The 20,872-nt window shown below is 33.6% G+C and carries 10 protein-coding genes and 1 pseudogene; 10 read left to right on the top strand and 1 reads right to left on the bottom strand.

Going from position 1 to position 20,872, the window contains the following annotated elements:
- The first annotated feature begins 125 nt into the window (after positions 1-125).
- The 6 genes from AC1M36_RS21470 to AC1M36_RS21445 all read left to right on the top strand — a co-directional run bounded on the left by AC1M36_RS21470 (position 126) and on the right by AC1M36_RS21445 (position 13,335).
- Positions 126-3,758 carry a SpaA isopeptide-forming pilin-related protein gene (locus tag AC1M36_RS21470; protein WP_479846171.1) on the top strand — a complete coding sequence of 1,211 codons (3,633 nt, stop codon included), beginning with the start codon at positions 126-128 and terminating at the stop codon, positions 3,756-3,758.
- 36 nt (positions 3,759-3,794) lie between these two features.
- Positions 3,795-5,459 carry a SpaH/EbpB family LPXTG-anchored major pilin gene (locus AC1M36_RS21465; RefSeq protein WP_479846170.1) on the top strand — a complete coding sequence of 555 codons (1,665 nt, stop codon included), beginning with the start codon at positions 3,795-3,797 and terminating at the stop codon, positions 5,457-5,459.
- 391 nt (positions 5,460-5,850) lie between these two features.
- On the top strand, positions 5,851-7,515 hold the full coding sequence (locus tag AC1M36_RS21460) for a glycoside hydrolase family 13 protein (protein WP_479846169.1): 1,665 nt from the start codon (positions 5,851-5,853) through the stop codon (positions 7,513-7,515).
- A gap of 188 nt (positions 7,516-7,703) precedes the next feature.
- The gene (locus tag AC1M36_RS21455; RefSeq protein WP_336453252.1) at positions 7,704-9,341 is read left to right on the top strand and encodes a PTS transporter subunit IIBC; all 1,638 of its coding nucleotides are present in this window, start codon (positions 7,704-7,706) and stop codon (positions 9,339-9,341) included.
- A gap of 3 nt (positions 9,342-9,344) precedes the next feature.
- Positions 9,345-10,136 (top strand): endonuclease/exonuclease/phosphatase family protein, encoded by a 792-nt coding sequence (locus AC1M36_RS21450; RefSeq protein ID WP_336453253.1) that lies wholly within the window; start codon positions 9,345-9,347, stop codon positions 10,134-10,136.
- A gap of 310 nt (positions 10,137-10,446) precedes the next feature.
- Positions 10,447-13,335 carry a YhgE/Pip domain-containing protein gene (locus AC1M36_RS21445; RefSeq protein WP_336453254.1) on the top strand — a complete coding sequence of 963 codons (2,889 nt, stop codon included), beginning with the start codon at positions 10,447-10,449 and terminating at the stop codon, positions 13,333-13,335.
- 39 nt (positions 13,336-13,374) lie between these two features.
- Here the strand turns inward: AC1M36_RS21445 and AC1M36_RS21440 are convergent.
- A pseudogene (locus AC1M36_RS21440) lies at positions 13,375-15,249 on the bottom strand (DNA topoisomerase III); the annotation flags it as partial.
- Positions 15,250-15,388: 139 nt separating this feature from the next.
- On the opposite strand from AC1M36_RS21440, the gene AC1M36_RS21435 reads away from it, so the two are divergent.
- From AC1M36_RS21435 to AC1M36_RS21420, 4 genes are read left to right on the top strand one after another with little or no spacing between them, the layout of a single operon-like run.
- Complete coding sequence (locus tag AC1M36_RS21435; protein ID WP_479846168.1) at positions 15,389-16,636, top strand: tyrosine-type recombinase/integrase; 1,248 nt, start codon at positions 15,389-15,391, stop codon at positions 16,634-16,636.
- Complete coding sequence (locus AC1M36_RS21430) at positions 16,620-18,563, top strand: DNA-binding protein (RefSeq protein ID WP_479846167.1); 1,944 nt, start codon at positions 16,620-16,622, stop codon at positions 18,561-18,563. Before AC1M36_RS21435 ends, AC1M36_RS21430 begins: the two co-directional genes overlap by 17 nt.
- Positions 18,553-20,190 (top strand): site-specific integrase, encoded by a 1,638-nt coding sequence (locus tag AC1M36_RS21425; RefSeq protein WP_479846166.1) that lies wholly within the window; start codon positions 18,553-18,555, stop codon positions 20,188-20,190. The genes AC1M36_RS21430 and AC1M36_RS21425 overlap by 11 nt, the downstream gene beginning before the upstream one ends.
- The gene (locus AC1M36_RS21420) at positions 20,177-20,860 is read left to right on the top strand and encodes a hypothetical protein (RefSeq protein ID WP_479846165.1); all 684 of its coding nucleotides are present in this window, start codon (positions 20,177-20,179) and stop codon (positions 20,858-20,860) included. The genes AC1M36_RS21425 and AC1M36_RS21420 overlap by 14 nt, the downstream gene beginning before the upstream one ends.
- Positions 20,861-20,872 lie beyond the last annotated feature (12 nt).

The following is a 20,872-nucleotide window of genomic DNA, read 5'->3' as shown; positions in this document are numbered from 1 at the left end:
ATCTTTTTATTTTGCGAAATTGTTAAAAAATAACGCGAGGACAGTATAGACTCGCATTCGTCTTTACCTGAAAGGGGGTGATATCTAGAAGTAGTATGGGATCTTACGAATGAAGGAGTGTGAGTATGAAGAGTAAACAGGTTAGTATATTTGTCATTTGTTTAATGGTAATACAAATCATTGCACAGCCGTTTATACATATGGTAGAAGCAGCAACATATGACAAAGAAGCGAATGTCAGCTTAAAGCTCTCGGTAGAGGGTGGAGATGGTTCGCAAAAAGATGTAGACAAAGATTTTGTATATCAACTTGATTTAAGTACATTCGGATTAGAGGGTGGACATAAAGATGCAAAAATTATTGTTAAACTACCACCTGAAGTCGAATATGTAAGACATGGGAAGATTAGTGGTACGGATGCGATATATGATAAAGAAACGCATTCGGTCATTTATACATTTAAAGATTTTCTTCCAAATGGAGATTCTAAAGCGGTTCCTATTACAGTTAAGTTTCCGAAAGGAACAAAAGATGGAACGACAGCTACAGCTGTAGCAGATTTTGTATCTGATCAAGGAGGAAAAACTTCTAATAATGTAACTGTTGTAGCACATGAAAAAGAAGTCCCACCTGAACCACCTAAGAAACCAGAATGGAATATAGGTAAGACTCCTAATAAGTGGACAATTAAGCCAGGAGAAGAAGTCGAATATACAATTCGAGCTAAACATGTTAGTGGTCCAACGACGCTAGATTCTCTTTCAATCAAAGATCTGTTACCGAAGGAAGCACAATTTATTTCGGCGAGTGATAACGGAAAATATGATGCAAATTCACATACCGTAACATGGGATTTGAAGAATGTAGAAGGCGAAAAGGCTGTTACAGTTAAGGTGAAGTTTCCGGAAGAAAATTTTGGTGAAAATCAAAGTAAATCAATTCCAAATAGGGTTGAAGCGAAGCTGAAGCCAAAAGGTGAAGAGGAACTGACAAAACAAACACATGCATATGTTACAGTTTCAAATAAAGAAACAAAACCTCCTGTTATTCCACCAGATCAAGCTTTTTCAAATTTAGTAAAGGCTGCTCAAAAGCCTGAATACAGTAAAAATGAAGAAATTGCTTTTACACTGTATAACATTAAAAATCAATATTCTAAGGAAATAGATAATTTTGTTCTTCAAGATGATCGCTTTGATGAACAACTACGTTTTACGAGAATGCACACTGGTGTATTCTTAGGTGTAAGTGAATATAAGCTTTTATATAAAACAAAAAACAATCCAGAGTGGAAAGAATGGAAAGTCATTCGTAACAATAGAGGAGAGTGGCTAGATGTTTCCTCTTTATCCTTAGCTGAAGGCGACAAAGTAACTGGAATTCGATATGAATTTGGTAAAGTACCTGCGAATTTTGCTATAAGTTCTGGAGTTTGGTTGTACTTTAAAGTGGATGATCCCAATTTTAAAGAAGGCATTTTAAAAAATACAGCACATATTTCATATGATATCGATGGAAAGCAGTACCAAAAAGATGCTACCGCACAAGTGACAGTAAAAGAAAATCCGGAATCAAAAGTTACATTTAAGAAAAAAGCATTAACAAAGCCAGGAGAAAAGTATATCAAGGGTGATATAGTTGAATTTGAATTAACTGGTAACGCAGATTGGCAGTCTGCTCCTTTCAAACAACCGATCATTGTAGATTGGTTACCAAAAGGTTTGGAGTATGTTCCTGGTTCTGAGCAGTATACCCTTGCCAAAGGTGGTTGGGATAAGAAGTCATATGATGCTGCAAAAGTAAAGGTAGAAACAATAGCAAACTATAAAGAAAAGGGAAGAACTCTCTTAAGATGGAATTTTCCTGAGTTGGATATGTCATCAGGTGATGCGATAACTGTGAAATTTAAAGTGAAGGTAAATAACTTTGCAATGGCAGGTAAGTATTACAACAAAGCAGGTCTGATGTCTAATGTATCAAAGATTAAATCTGCGAATGAGTGGCAGCAAAAAACATTAAAAGATGAAAATGATCTGGATGGTGATGGAGATGTTACCGATCCAATCATTGAAAGTGAAGATGCTATAGAAATTGAAGAAGAACAATCTTTAAAATCAATTAAATATGTAAAAGGTGAATTAGATAAGGGTTGGAAAGGTTTACCAGAAGTTGCAACGACGGTACCAGGTGGAGAAGTAAAATACCGCTTGAAAATTGAAAATGGTGGAACTGTAGCAGTAAGAAATGGTGTCTTAATTGATATATTCCCGGCAGAGGGTGATCAATCAGTTTTACAAACAAAGAATCATGTTCAAGAACGTGGTAGTAAATGGACTCCATATTTAACTTCACCAATTCAACTTACCGAAGGCGACTTTATTAAAATTTATTATACGACTGCATCAAATCCGAAACGTGATGATTTGATACAAGATAATGATGTTTTCGTGAATCCAAAGGGAGCCAACGACCCTAACTGGTCTTTAGAGCCACCATCAGATTTAACAAAAGTAACTGCTGTTAAGTTTGAATTTGATAAGAATAAACTTGTATACCCTGGAGAAGAAGCGATACTAGAATGGTCAATGCGTGCGCCAGTTGATATAGATGATTCTACTGGAATTGCATGGAATTCGTTTGGATATAGTGCAATAAATGACGTAACTGGAAAATGGATTCAACCAGCAGAGCCAAACCGAGTTGGTGTACAGTTAAAAGCTTCGAAAAAGAGTTCATTAGGAGATTACGTTTGGCTAGATAAAAACAAAGACGGAATCCAAAATGACGGAAACACTGGTATGAACGGTGTAGTCGTAGAGTTACTAGATAAAGATGGAAAAGTCATTAGTATGACGAGAACTGGTAATGACAAAAAAGGAAATCCGGGTTACTACAAATTCGTAAATTTAGATCCAGGTGAATATCAAGTTAGATTTAAAATGCCAGATGGATATAAGTGGACGCAAAAGAATGCTGGAAATGATGAAAAAAGCGATTCTAACGTTGATAAAGATGGATACTCAGAAATTATCAAACTTGGTGAAGATGAACACAATATGACAATCGATGCTGGGCTAGTTGAAGATACAGTTGATGCTGGAGAGTTAGAAGTTACGAAAGTAGAAAAAGGTAGTAACAATCCGTTAGAAGGTGCTGTTTTCGAAGTTCGGGGTAAAGGTGATCAGGTCATCCAAACAATCACATCGGGCGAAGATGGAAAAGCTAGAGCAACTGATTTACCAATCGGTGAATATAAGTTAGTTGAAGTCACAGCTCCAGAAGGTTATAAACTAGACGGTAAATCATATGATTTCGAAATAACGAAAGACACAAAAACGCCGATTGAGATAACCGTTGAAAACGAATTGTTAGAAAAAGGCGTAATTGAACTTACGAAGGTTGATGCGAAAAATGTCAATCTGAAATTGAAAAATGCTGTATTCCAAATTTTGGATAAAGATGAAAAAGAAGTTGGGAAATTAACGACAGATGAAAATGGTAAGGCAATTTCTGACCAATTAGTATTTGGAAAGTACACGATTAAAGAAATACAAGCTCCAGATGGCTATATGCTTTTAAGAGATCCAATTGAAATAGAGGTCGGATCATCAGTACAAAAAATAACGATAGAAAATACGAAGAGTGAATGGGTAATTCCGGACACTGGTGGAATAGGGACCACTATTTTCTATCTTCTCGGTACGATACTTATGGTAATCACGGTATTTTTATTTTTCCGTAAAAGAAGCAGTAACTAATAGAGTTAAAAATTAATAGAGAAGGAGATAATAAATATGAAAAAGATTTTTAGTATGCTTTTAATGTTTGTATTAACATTTGCAACATTACCGAGCATGTTCGCAAATGCAGCAGCTCCAGAGAAAGGTTCTTTAACAATTCATAAGTACGAACAAGAAAAAGGTGCAGCAACAGGTGAAGGAACTGGTGAAGCGGGTCAAACAATTCCAGGAGATGCTAAGGCACTAGAAGGTGTAACGTTTGAAATTAAACAAATCAAATCTTTTGAAAAGATTACAAAAGATGGAGAGATTGTAAAAGAAGCTGTAAAAGATGTTGCAGATGCAAAAGCGATTACAAAAATAACAGGTAAAGATGGACAAGCTGCATTTACAGATCTTCCTTTAGGTCGTTATGAAGTAAAAGAAATTGCTGGTCCAGCTCATGTTAACTTAAATAAAAACACATATTATGTTGATATTCCAATGACAGCGAAAGACGGTAAAGAATTGAACTATGATGTTCATATGTACCCAAAGAATGAAACAAAACGTGGTGCAGTAGAATTAATCAAAACAGGTGCGAAAGATAAAGTATTAAAAGGCGTAGAATTTACTTTATATCATAAAGATAACACAGTAGTTGAAAATGGAGAAGGTTTAAAAACTGGCGATGATGGTGCAATTCGTGTAGAAAACTTACCATATGGTAACTACTACTTTAAAGAAACAAAAGCGCTAGATGGATATGTTTTAGATCCAACAAAACATGCGTTTTCAATTAAAGAGTCAGGTACAATTAATGCAGATGGTACAATTAAGTCTGGTGTAGTAGTGCCAGTAACAGTGAAAAACTATGAAGAACCAACGATTGACAAAAAGATTAATAATGATCTGGAACTTTTACCGATTAATCCGCTAAAAGATTACAACTATGATATTAAAACGTTGATCCCAGAGGATATTAAAGATTATAAGAATTATGTTGTAACAGATACTTTAGATAATCGATTAGTGATTCAAGGTAAACCAGTTGTGAAAATTGACGGTGTAGAAGTAGATTCAAGTGTGGTAGAAGTAGTTGTAGAAGGGCAAAAAGTAACAGCTACTGTAAAAGATTTCTCAAAATTAAATGGTAAAAAAGAGCTTCATTTACAAATCAAATCACAAATTAAAGAAGAAGTAGCAGCTGGAACAGAAATTCCAAATACAGCAACAATTGATTTTACAAACAACAATGATGTAAGTGGCCACAAGGAATCTAAGCCAGTAATTGTTGTTCCAACAACTGGTAGCATTGCATTAACAAAAGTTGACGGGGCTGATGGTAAAAAACTAGAAGGCGCAGAATTTAAACTACAAGATAAAAATGGAAACACTGTAGTAGTAAATGGTAAAGAAATGACAGGTGTATCAAATAGTGATGGTGTAATTAAATGGGAACAAATTCCATATGGTGAGTATCAAATCGTCGAAACGAAAGCACCAACTTATACAAAAGAAGATGGTACAAAAGCTTCTTATCAAAAATTAAAAGAGCCAATTAATGTAACGATTGATAAAGATAACCAAACAGTGAAATTAACAGTAGAAAACAACAAGAGCGGCTGGATTCTTCCTGCAACAGGTGGTATGGGTACAGTTCTATTCACTGTAGTAGGTCTTGTGTTAATGGCTGTAGCAGCTTTTGTATTCTTTAGAAAAAAACCTGTAAAAAACTAAGGTTATAGAGAAATATAGTGATGTAATGTGAAAAGAGGAGGGCGAGTAGCTCTTCTCTTTTTTGTGTTTTAGCACAATTAAAGAGGTGCTATGAAATGTAATATTATTTTTGGATGTGTTTTTTATTAGGACGTATATTCAACTAATTGTAAGTAATTTGTTAACCAAAAGAGTACGTGTTCTGTGGAATACCATGCATAGAATGGCTTTGACGATTTTGTTCTTGAAATATAGTTAATAACAATAAAACAAGGGTATTGTTTCTAAGAAAAATGTAGATATTTAATGATAGTATGAAAAATTCTCGTTGCAAACTCTCCATATTTTGTTATGATAGTGTTACGAAAACGTTTGCATAAATTTTAAAAAGGATGCAAAAGGAGAGATTATTATGAAGAAAACTTGGTGGAAAGAAGCGGTTGCTTATCAAATTTATCCACGCAGCTTTATGGATTCTAACGGCGACGGTATTGGAGATCTACAAGGTATCATTGCAAAACTCGATTATTTAAAGGATTTAGGAATAGATGTAATTTGGATTTGTCCAATGTATAAATCACCAAATGATGATAATGGATATGATATTAGCGATTATCAAGACATTATGGATGAGTTTGGAACGATGGCTGATTTTGACGAGTTACTAAATGAAGTGCATAAACGTGGTATGAAACTTATTATTGATTTAGTTATTAATCATACGAGCGATGAGCATCCGTGGTTTATTGAATCCCGTTCTTCTAAAGAAAATCCAAAACGTGATTGGTACATTTGGCGTGATGGAAAAGACGGAAAAGAACCGAATAACTGGGAGAGTATTTTTAATGGTTCTGCCTGGGAGTACGATGACGTAACAGATCAATACTTCTTACACATATTCTCACGTAAACAGCCGGATTTAAACTGGGAGAATCCAGAGGTTCGTGAAGCTTTATATGATACTGTAAACTGGTGGTTAGATAAAGGAATTGATGGGTTCCGTGTGGATGCAATCAGTCATATAAAGAAAGAAGAAGGCTTAAAAGATATGCCGAATCCAAAAGGCTTAACATACGTACCTTCTTTTGATAAGCATATGAATGTTGATGGGATTCAGCCGCTTTTAGAAGAGTTAAAAGAAAACACATTTTCTAAATACGATATTATGACTGTTGGAGAAGCAAATGGTGTGAAAATTGAAGATGCTGATCTTTGGGTTGGAGAAGAAAATGGTAAATTCAATATGGTATTTCAGTTTGAACATTTAAGCTTATGGGATGCAGAAAAGAAAAAAGAGCTTGATGTTGTGGAACTGAAAAAGGTGTTAACAAAGTGGCAAAAAGGATTAGAAAATAAAGGTTGGAATGCGCTGTATATTGAGAACCATGATAAACCTCGTATCGTTTCTACATGGGGAGATGATGAGCAGTATTGGCGTGAAAGTGCAACAGCTTTAGGAGCGATGTACTTCTTTATGCATGGAACACCATTTATTTATCAAGGGCAAGAGATTGGAATGACAAATGTTCAATTCCCGAATATTGAAGATTATGATGATGTAGCAATTAAGAATTTGTATCGTCAAAAGATTGAAGAAGGCGTGTCGCATCAAGAGATGATGGAAATTATTTGGGCATCTTGCCGCGATAATTCACGCACACCAATGCAATGGAACGATGAAGAAAACGCTGGTTTTACAACTGGTACACCATGGTTTAGTATGAATCCAAATTACAAAGAAATTAATGTTCAAAAGCAGAAAGTAGAGGATGACTCTATTTTTAATTTCTATAAAAAGATGATTGCACTTAAAAAAGAGCATAATGTATTTAATTATGGAACATATGATTTAATCTTAGAGGACGATCCACAAATTTATGCGTATACACGTACGTTAGATGATGAAAAAGTGATTGTTATTAGTAATATTTCAAATGAGGAAGCTGTGTATAATGAGAACTCGTTTGCGTTAGAACGCAAACGTTTGCTTTTAAATAATTATGATGTAGCTGAACATAATGATAGTACTACAATTACGTTAAAACCTTATGAAACAAGGGTTTATCGTATTTCTTAATAAAAAAGGATGCTCTTGTAGCATCTTTTTTTATGAAAAATAATAAATTTATATTGCAATGTGAAAACGCTTTTATTAAAATAGGTTTATGAAAACGTTTGCGTTGAAAAGGTATCGTTTTCATAAGTAAAAAGAAATTATTATCTATATCATTAGGGATTTTATAAATAAAGGGGAGGAAGAAACAGATGAAAATTACGTCTTTTGATTTTTGGCAGAAGTTCGGGAAAGCATTGCTAGTTGTTGTAGCAGTTATGCCAGCAGCGGGCTTAATGATTTCCATTGGTAAGCTAATTGGTATGTCTGCTGGGGATATAAATGCAGTACATACGATTGCTAGAGTAATGGAAGACATTGGTTGGGCAATTATTACAAACCTGCATATTTTATTTGCAGTAGCAATTGGAGGATCATGGGCAAAGGATCGTGCGGGTGGTGCATTTGCAGCGCTGTTAGCATTCGTCTTAACGAATAGAATTACGGGAGCTATATTTGGTGTAAACGCTGAAATGTTAGCGGATTCAAAAGCGAAGGTTTCTTCATTATTAGCAGGAGATTTACTTGTAAAAGATTATTTCACTTCTGTACTTGGTGCACCAGCATTAAACATGGGAGTATTCGTAGGGATTATTACAGGTTTCTTAGGAGCTACTTTATACAATAAATATTATAACTACAATAAATTACCACAAGCATTAGCGTTCTTTAATGGAAAACGATTTGTACCGTTCGTTGTTATCGTTTGGTCTACAATTACTGCGATTGTTTTATCACTTTTATGGCCATTCATTCAAAGTGGACTAAATGAATTTGGTCGCTGGATTGCAGAATCTAAAGATAGTGCACCAGTTGTTGCACCATTCGTATACGGGACATTAGAGCGTTTGCTACTACCATTTGGATTACATCATATGTTAACGATTCCGATGAACTATACAGAGCTTGGCGGAACATATACGATGTTAACAGGATCGAAAATTGGTCAAGTGGTCGCAGGACAAGATCCACTATGGCTTGCATGGATTACAGATTTAAATAACTTGTTAGCAAATGGAGACACAAAAGCTTATAACGATTTATTAAATAATGTCGTACCAGCGCGTTTCAAAGCAGGGCAAGTTATCGGTTCTACAGCTGCATTAATAGGTATTGCATTCGCGATGTACCGTAATGTTGATAAAGAAAAACGTGCAAAATATAAACCAATGTTCTTATCAGCTGCATTAGCAGTATTTTTAACAGGGGTAACGGAACCAATTGAATTTATGTTCATGTTCATTGCACCAGTATTATATGTTGTATATGCAATTACAACTGGACTTGCTTTTGCACTAGCAGATTTGATTAATCTACGCGTTCATGCATTTGGTTTTATCGAGCTAATTACGCGTACACCAATGATGGTGAATGCAGGATTAACAAGAGATTTAATTAACTTTGTTGTTGTATCAGCAGTATTCTTTGGTTTGAACTTTACATTATTCAATTTCTTGATTAAAAAGTTCAATTTACCAACGCCAGGACGTGCAGGTAACTATATTGATAACGAAGATGAATCTTCAGAACAAGCAACAAATGTAAAAGAAGGCGCATTAGCATTAAAGGTTATTGATTTGTTAGGTGGGAAAGATAATATTGCGGACGTAGATGCTTGTATGACACGCCTGCGTGTAACAGTGAAAAATCTAGATGTAGTTGCACCAGAAGCACAGTGGAAGCAAAATGGGGCTTTAGGCCTTATTGTAAAAGATAAAGGTGTTCAAGCAGTATATGGTCCAAAAGCTGATGTATTGAAATCAGACATTCAAGATATGTTAGGTGCATAATAAATGAAATTACTCACTTTAAACTGTCATTCTTGGCAAGAAGAAAACCAAGTAGAAAAAATAAAACATCTTGCTAAGACGATTCAAGAAGAAGATTACGATGTGATTGCCTTACAAGAGGTTAGTCAGTCTATTAAATCTCAAAATGTATGCGGTAACAAGAAAAAGGATAACTTTGGACTTGTATTACTTGCAGAGCTTGAGAAGTTAGGCTTAGAAAAGTACACTATTGTTTGGGATTTCTCGCATATTGGTTATGACATATATGAAGAAGGTTCAGCGATTATAACGAAACATCCAATTGAAAAACAAGGTTCTTTCTTTGTCTCAGAAAGTAAGGATACAGCGTATTGGAAAACACGTAAGATTGTTCATGCAACAATTTCTTATCAAGGTAAGAACATAACATTTTATTCTTGTCATCTTGGCTGGTGGAATGATGAGGAAGAATCGTTCCGAGGACAAGTGAATCGTTTAATAGAGTATGTAAATGGAGATGAACTTTCATTCTTAATGGGTGATTTTAATAATAATGCTCGTTTGCAAGGTGAAGGATACGAGTATCTTATGCAAAAAGGATTTTACGACACATATGAGCTAGCTTTGAAAAAAGATGAAGGAACAACTGTACAAGGAAAAATTGCTGGTTGGGATGAAAATAAGCAAAACTTACGAATTGATCTTATTTTAAGTAACAAACCAACAACAGTTATTTCTTCAAAAGTTATTTTCAATGGTGTAAATCGCAATGTTATTTCAGATCATTTCGGAGTAGTAGTTCAATTGGATATATAATATAGAAAGAATCCTCATAGCTATGTAAGCGCTGTGAGGATTTTTTTCTACGAATACAAGTATTTCCAAGATAAAATACTTGTATTTTTTATGACATTTCCTATATATTTGTTATTACTGAATGTAAAACCAATTTGGTCATTTTGTATGAATACTTTATCGACTTCGTTATATAATGAAGTAAGTGAAGTGTTTTGATTGGAAAAATCGTACATTTTCGTTTAATCCACGATGTAGAAAATGATATAATGGCAAAATGCATGTATCATTTTCGAAAGAAGGAAAAATATATAATTAGGTGATAGCTTATATGAAACAAATATGGCGTATTTATAAGACGGACTTACGGAATGTAGCCAAACATTGGGCTGCGATTGTAATTGTATTAGGGCTAATGATTTTACCATCGTTATATGCATGGTTTAACATTAAAGCTTCTTGGGATCCATATGGAAACACAAAAGAAGTTCCGATTGCAGTTTCTAACCAAGATGTTGGATCAAATTTAAGAGGAAAAGATATTAACATCGGGAAAGAAATTGTAGATTCTTTGAAAAAGAATAAAAACCTTGGATGGAAATTCGTTGATGAAAAGCAAGCAATTTATGGAGTAGAGCGCGGAGACTATTATGCAAGTATTACAATTCCTAAAGATTTCTCTGAAAAAATTGCAACAGTAATTAGCGACAATCCACAAAAACCAGAACTAGATTATTATGTGAATGAAAAGGTAAATGCGATTGCACCGAAAATTACAGCAAAAGGTGCATCAGGTATAACCGAAGAAATCAGCAAAAACTTCGTTAAAACAGCAAACGGTGAGATTTTTCAAGTGTTTAATGACCTTGGAATCGATTTAGAAACAAACTTACCAAGCATCGAAAAAGTAAAAGATCTTGTATTCAAGCTAGAAGCACAGTTCCCAGAAATGTATACGCTTGTGGATACAGCGTTAGATGATGCAACTAGAGCACAAGATCTTGTAAAAGTTGCACAAGAGGATCTGCCTGTTGTAGAAAGTGTGATTAATGATGGGCAGGCAACATTGAAAAGTTTAGATGAATTTTTCGCACGAAATGATGAAACGTTAAAGAATGCTCCAGGAACAATTAAGAGAGATTTAACGGTATTGAAAAAAGGTATGGATGGTGCGGCGGCCATAACTGACTTTTTAATGGGGCCAGGAATTAACTTGGATGTTCCAAATCTTTCACAGTTACCTAAACTTCCTGAGTTTCCGGCAATGCCGCAACTACAAATTCCGGAATTAAATACTGAGGGATATAAAAATATTGCAAGCACGATTAATCAAACAGTAAACAGTGTATTGAATTCAGCACGTACAGGAACGGCATATGCGAAAAGTGTGATGGATGGGTTACAAAATGGAAGTATTGATCCTGAAATAGCCAAGAAAAACATCACAACTGTTTCTAATAATCTCCAAACCCATATAGATAATCTTTCTTCAATCATTACGATGATGTCTACACTTCAGCAAAATGCAACGACTGATTTTGGTAAGAAGTTCTTTGGAGATAGAGTAAATCATTTAACTGCTATTAGAGATAGTCAACAAGATTTAAATAATCGATTTAAACGTCTTAATGAGCTAATTAGTACAGGGCAAGAAGTAAAACAAGATGTGAGAGATGGAATTAACCAAAAGCTAGATGCAACGAATGCTTTAATTGATAAAGCTGAGAAAGACTATAATGAAACGTTTGTAGCGGATTATCAAAAAGCAGTTAGTACTGCCGAAGAAATAGGACGGCTTAAAGATCAAGCTACTAATACAATAAATGAAACATATGAAAAGACAAAGACTGAATATAATAAAGTAAGAGATGGTATTGAAGAGGTTAAAACTAACGCCCAAAAAGCAGTGGAAGATATACAAAATAAAGGTATTAATGGGTTAGATGGAACGAAAGTAGCCTTAAATAGTTTAAACGGTCAATTCCAAGCAGCTTCAAATATGATTGGTGACATGATACCTGTCTTAGAGAATGCCAACAAAGTTTTAGCTGATGTAAATAGCGATAAAAACTTTAATGATCAAATTGCGAAGTTGAAAAAAGCACAAAATGGTCTACAAAAAGGCGTGGAATTAACGGATAAAGGGATTGACGCTATTAATAAAGGACAGCAACCAGCAAAAGATGTTATTGAAAGTATTAATGAAGTATCGAAAAATGTTTCGGCTGAATTAGGTGACATTTTAGCAAGATACGATTCAGAAATCGTTCCGAACTTCAATGCAGCAATTGCTCGTACAAAAGAGATGTCAAAAAATACATCTAAGATTTTAAACGATGCAGATAAAAAGCTTCCAGATGTAAAAAAACTGCTAGAAGATTCATCTAAAGGCTTAGTAGAAGGTAAAAAGAAAGTGGAAGATATTAAAGCTGAAATGCCAGCTACTGAGAAAAAGATTAAAGAATTAGCAGATAAAATTCGCAAGTTTGAATCGGAAGAGGATATAAAAGACATTATCCGATTATTAAAAAATGATGTTGAAAAACAAAGTGACTATTTTGCAAATCCAGTGAATTTAAAAGAAAATAAATTATTTGCGATGCCGAACTATGGTTCTGCGATGTCACCATTCTATACAGTGCTTGCGTTATGGGTAGGGGCATTGTTAATGGTTTCATTATTAACAGTAGAAGTACATGAGCCGGGCGCGAATTATAAGAGCCATGAGATTTACTTTGGACGTTTCTTAACGTTCTTAACGATAGGGCTTATGCAGGCGTTTATCGTATCAATGGGAGATATGTTCTTACTTGGTACGTATGTGGTTAATAAGTTCTGGTTTGTTGTATTCAGTTTATTTATCGGTGCAGTCTTTGTTTGTATTGTATACTCACTCGTTTCTATTTTTGGGAACGTAGGGAAATCGATGGCAATCATTTTACTTGTACTGCAAGTAGCTGGATCAGGCGGAACATTCCCAATTCAAATGACACCAACATTCTTCCAAGCAATTTATCCGTTCTTACCGTTTACGTATGCAATTAGTGCAATTCGTGAAACAGTAGGTGGAATGCTTTGGGATATTGTCTTGCGTGACCTTCTTGTATTAAGTGTCTTTGTCGTAATTATGCTTATTATGGCGTTATTACTGAAAACACCAATTAACAAATCGAGTGAAAAATTTGTTGAGAATGCAAAAGGAAGTAAAATTATTCACTAAAAAAAAGTTCCTACCGAGAGCGGTAGGAACTTTTTTATTTTAATCAAACTTTAATTTTTTTAATGCCTCTGCTAATGCATTATTTAATGGCTCTTCTTCTTTTTGTTGCTGCTTCATATATTTTTGAACGTAGCGCTTATCAGCTTTACTACCAGACTCTTTCTTGCGACGCTCTTGGAATGTAGAAAGTTTTTCGCGATAGCCACATTTACATGCAAAGATTTGTCCAGCTCCTTCACCGCGAAGTTCTAGCTTTTTCTTACATTGCGGGCATCGTGCATTTGTCGTACGGGATACATTTTTACGATGACCACATTCGCGATCTTGGCATACAAGCATTTTTCCCTTTTTCCCATTTACTTCGAGCATTGGTTTACCACAGTCTGGACAAGTTTTCGTTGAAATGTTGTCATGTTTATATTTTTTATCGCTCACTTTAATTTCGGTAACAATTTCTTTCGTATAGCTTTTCATTTCTGAAATGAATACTTCTTTTTTTAATTTTCCTTTTGCAATTGCTTCAAGCTTTTGTTCCCATTCAGCAGTTAGTGTGGGAGATTTTAGTTCTTCTGGTACTAAATCGAGTAACTGACGACCTTTTGATGTAATGTGAATATCTTTACCACGTTTTTCAATTAAGAATGAATTAAAGAGTTTGTCGATAATGTCAGCTCGCGTAGCTACAGTACCTAATCCACCAGTCGACTTTAACGTATCAGCAAGTTGTTTATTTTGTGTGTCCATATATTTTGTAGGATTCTCCATCGCTGAAAGTAAAGTCGCTTCGTTAAATCGTGCGGGTGGCTTTGTTTGACCTGATGTTTGAGCAACTAGTTTTATGTTTAATGTATCGCCTTCTTCAATGCGAGGTAAAATTTGCTCTTTTAAATCTTCAGCTGCATCGTCATCTTCAAATCGGTTTTCATATACTTCTTTCCAACCGGAATGTAAAATCGTTTTGCCGCGTGCAACAAACGTTTCATCACCAATTTTCGTGCGTAGTGTTAGTTGTTCATATTCAAAGGCTGGGAATAAAACTGCTAAGAAACGCTTTACAACTAAATCATAAATTTTACGTTCCTTATCTGTGAAAGCAGAGAAATTCACATAGCTCTCCGTTGGGATGATTGCGTGATGGTCACTTACTTTACTATCATCAACAAATGCTTTAGTGGATTTTATAGGTTTATTTAAAATTTTATGAGCGAAAGGACGATATTCTCCTACTCCACACGCTTTTAGACGCTCTGGAAGTGTTCCGACGATATCAGATGAAATATAGCGTGAATCTGTACGAGGATACGTTAGCACTTTATGTTGCTCATACAATTTTTGCATAATATTTAATGTTTCTTTTGCAGAATAACCAAAGATTTTATTCGCATCACGTTGTAGCTCTGTTAAGTCATAAAGACCAGGAGAAAATGATTTTTTCACCTTTTTATCGATTTCCACCACAGTAGCATTTTGTTTGTCGAGTTTTTTCACAATCGTATCAATTTTTGCTTTATCAAAACTGCGACCGTTTCCTCTAGCATCTTGCCAAGTCAGTTTTAATTTATTTGTTGTTTGAGCTTCAATTCCGTAGTACGTTTGCGCTTTGAAATTTTTTATTTCATCTTCACGACCAGCGATAATAGCTACAGTTGGTGTTTGTACACGCCCACAGTTTAATTGAGCATTGAATTTTGTTGTTAATGCACGAGTAGCATTTAAGCCAATATACCAATCTGCTTCAGAACGTGCGACAGCTGAAGCGTATAAATTGTCATATGCTTTACCTGGCTTTAAGTTTGCGAATCCGTCTTTGATTGCTTTATCGGTAACAGATGAGATCCATAGACGTTTAATCGGTTTATGAACGTTAACTTTATCGATAATCCAACGAGCGACTAATTCTCCCTCGCGACCAGCTTATCTCCATAATGATGTACAATAATAATATACTCAATATTAAAGAACATCAAAGATGCTTAATTATTAATTTCATAAGGATATAGGGGATGATAAACTTTAAAATTCATTGCACATAATTAAAAAAGGGGGAGAGTTAGTGGGGGAATTAATCTCAGTAAAAAGTGTAAATGAAAATTTAAAATTTATAACACAACCAGTTTGGATTGATTATGTAATTGAAGAAAGCCAAACAGTTAAAGAGAAAAAACATATTTCATTAATTGCTCTTAAAAACATCAAAAAGGACACATATGTAATTCATCACCTCAGCAATTTTATTATTGAAAAATGGGGGTATAAGTCATTTAATACGCAGAAAAAGCATGCTACAAATATAGTGAAGTTTTTAAATTACTTAATAACATATTATCCAAGTTTGAAAATCAAAAATTTAACAGAATTGACCCTCTCACATGGCTCAGCATACTTAAATTGGTTGGGTACCAATAAGGTTTCTCAAGATACTGTTAAAGACGCTGAAAGAACCCTAGTGCACTTCTATACTTGGGGAATAAACAAATTACTATTCTCAAAAGTTAGCTTAACTGATTTTAAACAAGAAAAAAACGAATACAATACGTTATATTATAAATCTCCTTTTACAGTGGTTTATCCACAAAAGAAAATTAAAGAAATTGAACACATTTTACCATCTGAATATATACCATTATTTTTAGAGATTGCCTCTACGCATACTCCCAGAATCGCTTTAGGAATATATCTACAAATATTTGGAGGGCTACGAGTTTCAGAAGTAGTTAATTTAAAACGTACACAAATATCAAAATCTATAACAAGTAAAGAGTTGATATTAAAAGTAGAAAATCAAAATTTTAGAACAGATCTAAAAGAACATGCCTCAGTAAAAAAGACACGATCTCAGGTAGCGTTAGATGTGAACGGTTGGGGAACTACCTTGATTCGACAGCATTTAAAGCTATATTCTTCTAAGCAAACTAATGCTTTGTTTTTAAACACCAATGAACAACCGATGTCAGGTAGAAGCTATAGACAGTACTTCGACAAATGCAAAACTAAATTAATATTCACCCTAGAAACTTCAAATAATATTGAACATCGCTTAGTAGCCCAGCATTTAAAAAGTATTAAATGGTCTACGCATATAGGACGTGGCACATTTACAAATCTCATTGCGAATGAGGCACAAAACCCTTATGAAATTGCACATTTACGAGGTGATTCTAGTTTAGAATCTGCACTCTCCTACATGGTTTCAACACCAAGAATGCATAAAAAAATTGAAGAGAAATTAGATAACATGCATGAGAAATACATTCCTAATCTTATTGAAAGGAAGTTGAAGGGGTATGACTCAATTGAATAAAGATTATTATTCAATTAAAGAAGCTTCGAAGATTCTTGGTAGAAGTATGGCTTCTATTCAAAATAGCATTTATTCAAAACAATCCAAGCATAAAGTGAATGTGGAAAAAATAAATGGGCAAGTTTTTATATCCAAAGAAGAGCTGATACAATACAAACAGTTTCTCCAAGAACGTGATAATTTTGTAGAGATTGACTGTGAATATGCGATGGATAAAATATCTAACGAAACAGAACAAAATAATTTGTTTAAGGAAACTCGAACGCTATTTATAACGTATTCACAAGCCTATTTTAACAAATGTACAGGCTCTACAGTTCATAAACAAACTACTATTGGTCAATTTATTAACTTTCATAACAAACTTCAAAAAAATTTATCTAGGGAAATCTTTGAAGTTGATATAGAGGAATTAAATCAATTGTTTTTAACTGAAGGCTTGCTTACTTCGAAGGAAAAATTGTTATTTACTAGGTTTCTATCATACGTATTTGATCAAAAAAATATGCCTTTAAAGAATAAATTGTTAGCTGTTCAAAAGCCTAAACATAAAGAACAGGAAATTTATTCGGCTTCAACTTTTAATCAAATATATAAGCATGTACAAAATATAGAACTTCATATCGAAAAAAGCCTTAATAGTAGATCGTATGCAAATATGTGGGTATATGTTACTTTACTATGCTGTGATTTTATCCGAGGAAGTGATTTGGTTCTTAACACACCTAGCTTAAATTTAATAGAACTTGATATTCAGGAAGCTGATTTTTACAGTAATAACTTTAAATTGAATGAGCATCAAGTTCAAATAGTAATTAAGACTTTGTATCTTTCTTTTAGAAATAAGCGTGCATCTAAAACAGGTGAGCTACTTACTTTCTTAGTGCCTTCTAACTTAGAGCTACCCCTAGCTTACGCGTTAGTTTTATCCGAGCGATTAAGAGAAAATGAAACATGTCAGTTAGAAACCTTTATTGCGGGGAAGTATCGCAAAATTAAAACTCAAGGTGGTAGGACTCATTTAAAATTTTTTAATGAGTATAAAAAATTTGAGGGATTTAGATTCAGTAGTTTAATAATGAATCGCTCTTTAGCAACATACCTATATGGATCTGTAACCGAAGGGGATGCTTTTGATTCCGAGTTAGCACTGACTTTAGCTCAAAATGCAAGATCACATAAAAATGAAGATACTACAAAAACTTATATACAGCTTATGAATAAAGATGGCTCTATTGGAAGAGTTGCCATAAATATTTTTCGAAGAGGAAATTTTGGATGGCTATATGAGCAATTATTAAGATTTACGTATACGGATAACTATAAAACCCTAAATCTAGAAGATAGAACCACTATTATTGAAGAAATAAAAGAACACATCTCTCTTAAAGAAACCGAATCAATAGCTGCTTATGTTTCTAATTATTTAACCCCTGCCATTATAGAGGAGGCTGATAATGATTCGGTTGTGGAAGTAATGAATGCAATCTATGAAAAGAGGCTAAAAGTTATACATCAAGTTATGTGCCTAAATAAACAGCAATTGCATGACTTATTTTCGGAATTATCAACCCATTCTATGCCATCTAAAATTGAACATGCACAGTGTTTAGTATTCCCAAATTGTGCTTATCCAGCTTTAATGAATTGCATGTATTGTGAATATGTTCTTCCACAAAATTTGATTCTAATTCAATTAAATCAGGAACTTCTAAGACTTTTAACTTCAATACAGGAAAGTGATAATGAAAATCTTTTAAAAAGGCAAAGTCGCTTTCTACTGCAATGTTTATTGATACTGAGTGAAGCTAATGACACTTTCGGTAAAAGTTATGTAAAAGCTTATGTAGATGTGAATCAAATAAATGATTTGTTAAAACGATATGCTTACAAAATCTATTTACCAGGAGATAACCATGGAGATTAGAAAAATTTTAAATGAATCACATTTTTATAAAATAGAGTCCATTCAACAAATTTCTAAAGATGACTTGTTATCAAAAGATTATAAACAGATATTTGGTGATTTAGTCAAAAGCGCGGTTATAAAAAATAAATCTTTTGAAGACAACCTGTGGTTTGTTTATGATCCTTTATCACAATTAAATTTGCAAATGAAATTTGATTTAATTAGCTATCCACAAATCAATGAACATCTAAAATACTTTATTTTACTTAGAATTATATCTGGAAAAACGCCTAAAACTACTTATGATGAGTTATCTGCATTACGAAAGGTTATACTTGAATCCCAAGGTTTCGAAAGTTTAGTTCAATTAAAGAGTATATTAGTTGAAGGTATTGATAAATATAAATATCTTGGTTATCACATGGTTAGTGTTACGTCTAATTTCATTGATTTTTATAGAATTGATAATTATCAAGAAATCCTTAATATATGCTCTAGTATGCCTAAACAATCAAAAGTATCCAGAGATTTACCTGACTTTCAAGATGTACTTGAGTTAGATGATGTTATCAATCATTATTTTAAAAATAATTCTTTAGAAGAAACTATAAGTTACATGCCAATTTTAGTTTGGTGGTTACTAACTAATACATTGCCTATGCGTCCAAGTGAGCTTCTAAAACTCAAAAAGGATTGCCTATCTTATAATGAGAACAAAAATGATCCGTATACAATTTCGATTCCACGGATAAAAAATAAGTCTGCTACCATTGATTTTTCTATAAAATATGATTCTGTTGTGATTGACCAAAAAACATATCAACTTTTAATAGAAGTAAGGGAGAAGGTGAATATGTATTTTCCTTACTCAGAATATTTTTTTCCATCAGAAATGTTCAGCTTAAATTATAAAATTAAAAGAAAAAAGCAGAATCCGATAATGAATTTACGTAATTTTAATGACTTAAAAGATCGATTCTATAAAATAATCGTAGAAGAGAAATATGGAAAATACAATTTGGAACGCGTGAAAGCTGGTGATACTCGGCATTTTGCTATCATCAATATGTGTTTGCAAGGTTTTAGTATGCATAATATCGCTACCCTAGCTGGACATAGTGAACTAAAAATTACGCAAGGTTACTTTAGTCATGTTAAGCATTTTGCACAATCGTATGTATATAGGCTAGCTCAACTAAAGCTTGAAACAGAGATTGGCTATAGAATGGACAATTCTATTATAGGTTGGAAAAAATATATTGTTCATAAATCTAACATTGAGAAAGAGAAGATAACTGAAAAGCACATAGGTAGAGTTCAATATGGTTTATGTTCAGAACTAAAAGAGAATTTCCCAAATACTTGTATTGAGTTCTGTGAGTTTTGTCCAAAATATATTTTTTCACCTAGTATAAATGAAAAAGACGAAGCTATTAAATGGCTGTCTAGTCATTCTGTAGATTTAAAACAAAGAATTGAAGAGTCTATTTCCCTTTTAGAAAGCTTATTTGGATTACCCCAAAGATACGGTCATGATTTAAATATAACTGAAAGAAAGTCAGCGGCTAAGAAGTTACAATACTATATGGAATTGAAATCGAAAATAGATGCTAATATTGCAGGTGATAAAAATGGTAAAAACTAAAAGAGGTAAACCACAACAATGGTCTGATGAGTATTTAAAGAACATTGCTCTAGAGGTTAAATATAAGCAGCCTAATCGAAAATTAACGTCGTTATTATTAGAAAAAGAAACTGGAATCGGAAGGAATACATGGAGTAGGCGAATGAAAGAATTTATAAATCATTTAAATTCACCTATTCATATTCCTAAACTGGACGAAAGCGGTATTATAACGATTCCTAGTGTTGAAGACCTTTTTTTAAAATATGGTGCTAACACAATAGAATTGAAAAATGAGATTGCCAAGTTATTAAACATTATTAGTGATCTCTGCACAGATGCTAAAAAATTAACAACACTTGAAGAATCTGTACCAAAAATGCAGTTAGAAATAGAGTACTTAAAAGAGCAATTATCTAAAGTGACAGGTCAGAAGATTCACTACGAAACACTGTATAATCAAATTGTTGCTGAAAGTTATTTTCCTCACTTATACGAACAATCAGAAAAGTTAAAACAAGCTAATGTGAAGGCAGAAGTTATTACCTTACCAAATCAAGCTTCACAAGTTTTAGAATTAAATAGCCCTAATAAGGTTTTTCAAAATGAATCAGAAATTGCAAATACTATTGATGTAAACGATAAAAAGATAAAAAAGCTTAATGAGTTATTTAATCTCGATTGGGAATAGATAGAAGAAACC

The organism is Bacillus sp. Medicinal_06 (assembly GCF_056711665.1).
Note: the sequence above shows the minus strand (reverse complement) of the source record. Positions and strands in the feature narration are given on the sequence as shown.

What these genes read in the sequence shown, in the direction of transcription:
- AC1M36_RS21470 (WP_479846171.1), top strand. Translation starts at nt 126, where the DNA reads ATGAAGAGTAAACAGGTTAGTATATTTGTCATTTGTTTAATGGTAATA.
- AC1M36_RS21425 (WP_479846166.1), top strand. Translation starts at nt 18,553, where the DNA reads ATGGAGATTAGAAAAATTTTAAATGAATCACATTTTTATAAAATAGAG.
- AC1M36_RS21455 (WP_336453252.1), top strand. Translation starts at nt 7,704, where the DNA reads ATGAAAATTACGTCTTTTGATTTTTGGCAGAAGTTCGGGAAAGCATTG.
- AC1M36_RS21465 (WP_479846170.1), top strand. Translation starts at nt 3,795, where the DNA reads ATGAAAAAGATTTTTAGTATGCTTTTAATGTTTGTATTAACATTTGCA.
- AC1M36_RS21420 (WP_479846165.1), top strand. Translation starts at nt 20,177, where the DNA reads ATGGTAAAAACTAAAAGAGGTAAACCACAACAATGGTCTGATGAGTAT.
- AC1M36_RS21460 (WP_479846169.1), top strand. Translation starts at nt 5,851, where the DNA reads ATGAAGAAAACTTGGTGGAAAGAAGCGGTTGCTTATCAAATTTATCCA.
- AC1M36_RS21430 (WP_479846167.1), top strand. Translation starts at nt 16,620, where the DNA reads ATGACTCAATTGAATAAAGATTATTATTCAATTAAAGAAGCTTCGAAG.
- AC1M36_RS21445 (WP_336453254.1), top strand. Translation starts at nt 10,447, where the DNA reads ATGAAACAAATATGGCGTATTTATAAGACGGACTTACGGAATGTAGCC.
- AC1M36_RS21450 (WP_336453253.1), top strand. Translation starts at nt 9,345, where the DNA reads ATGAAATTACTCACTTTAAACTGTCATTCTTGGCAAGAAGAAAACCAA.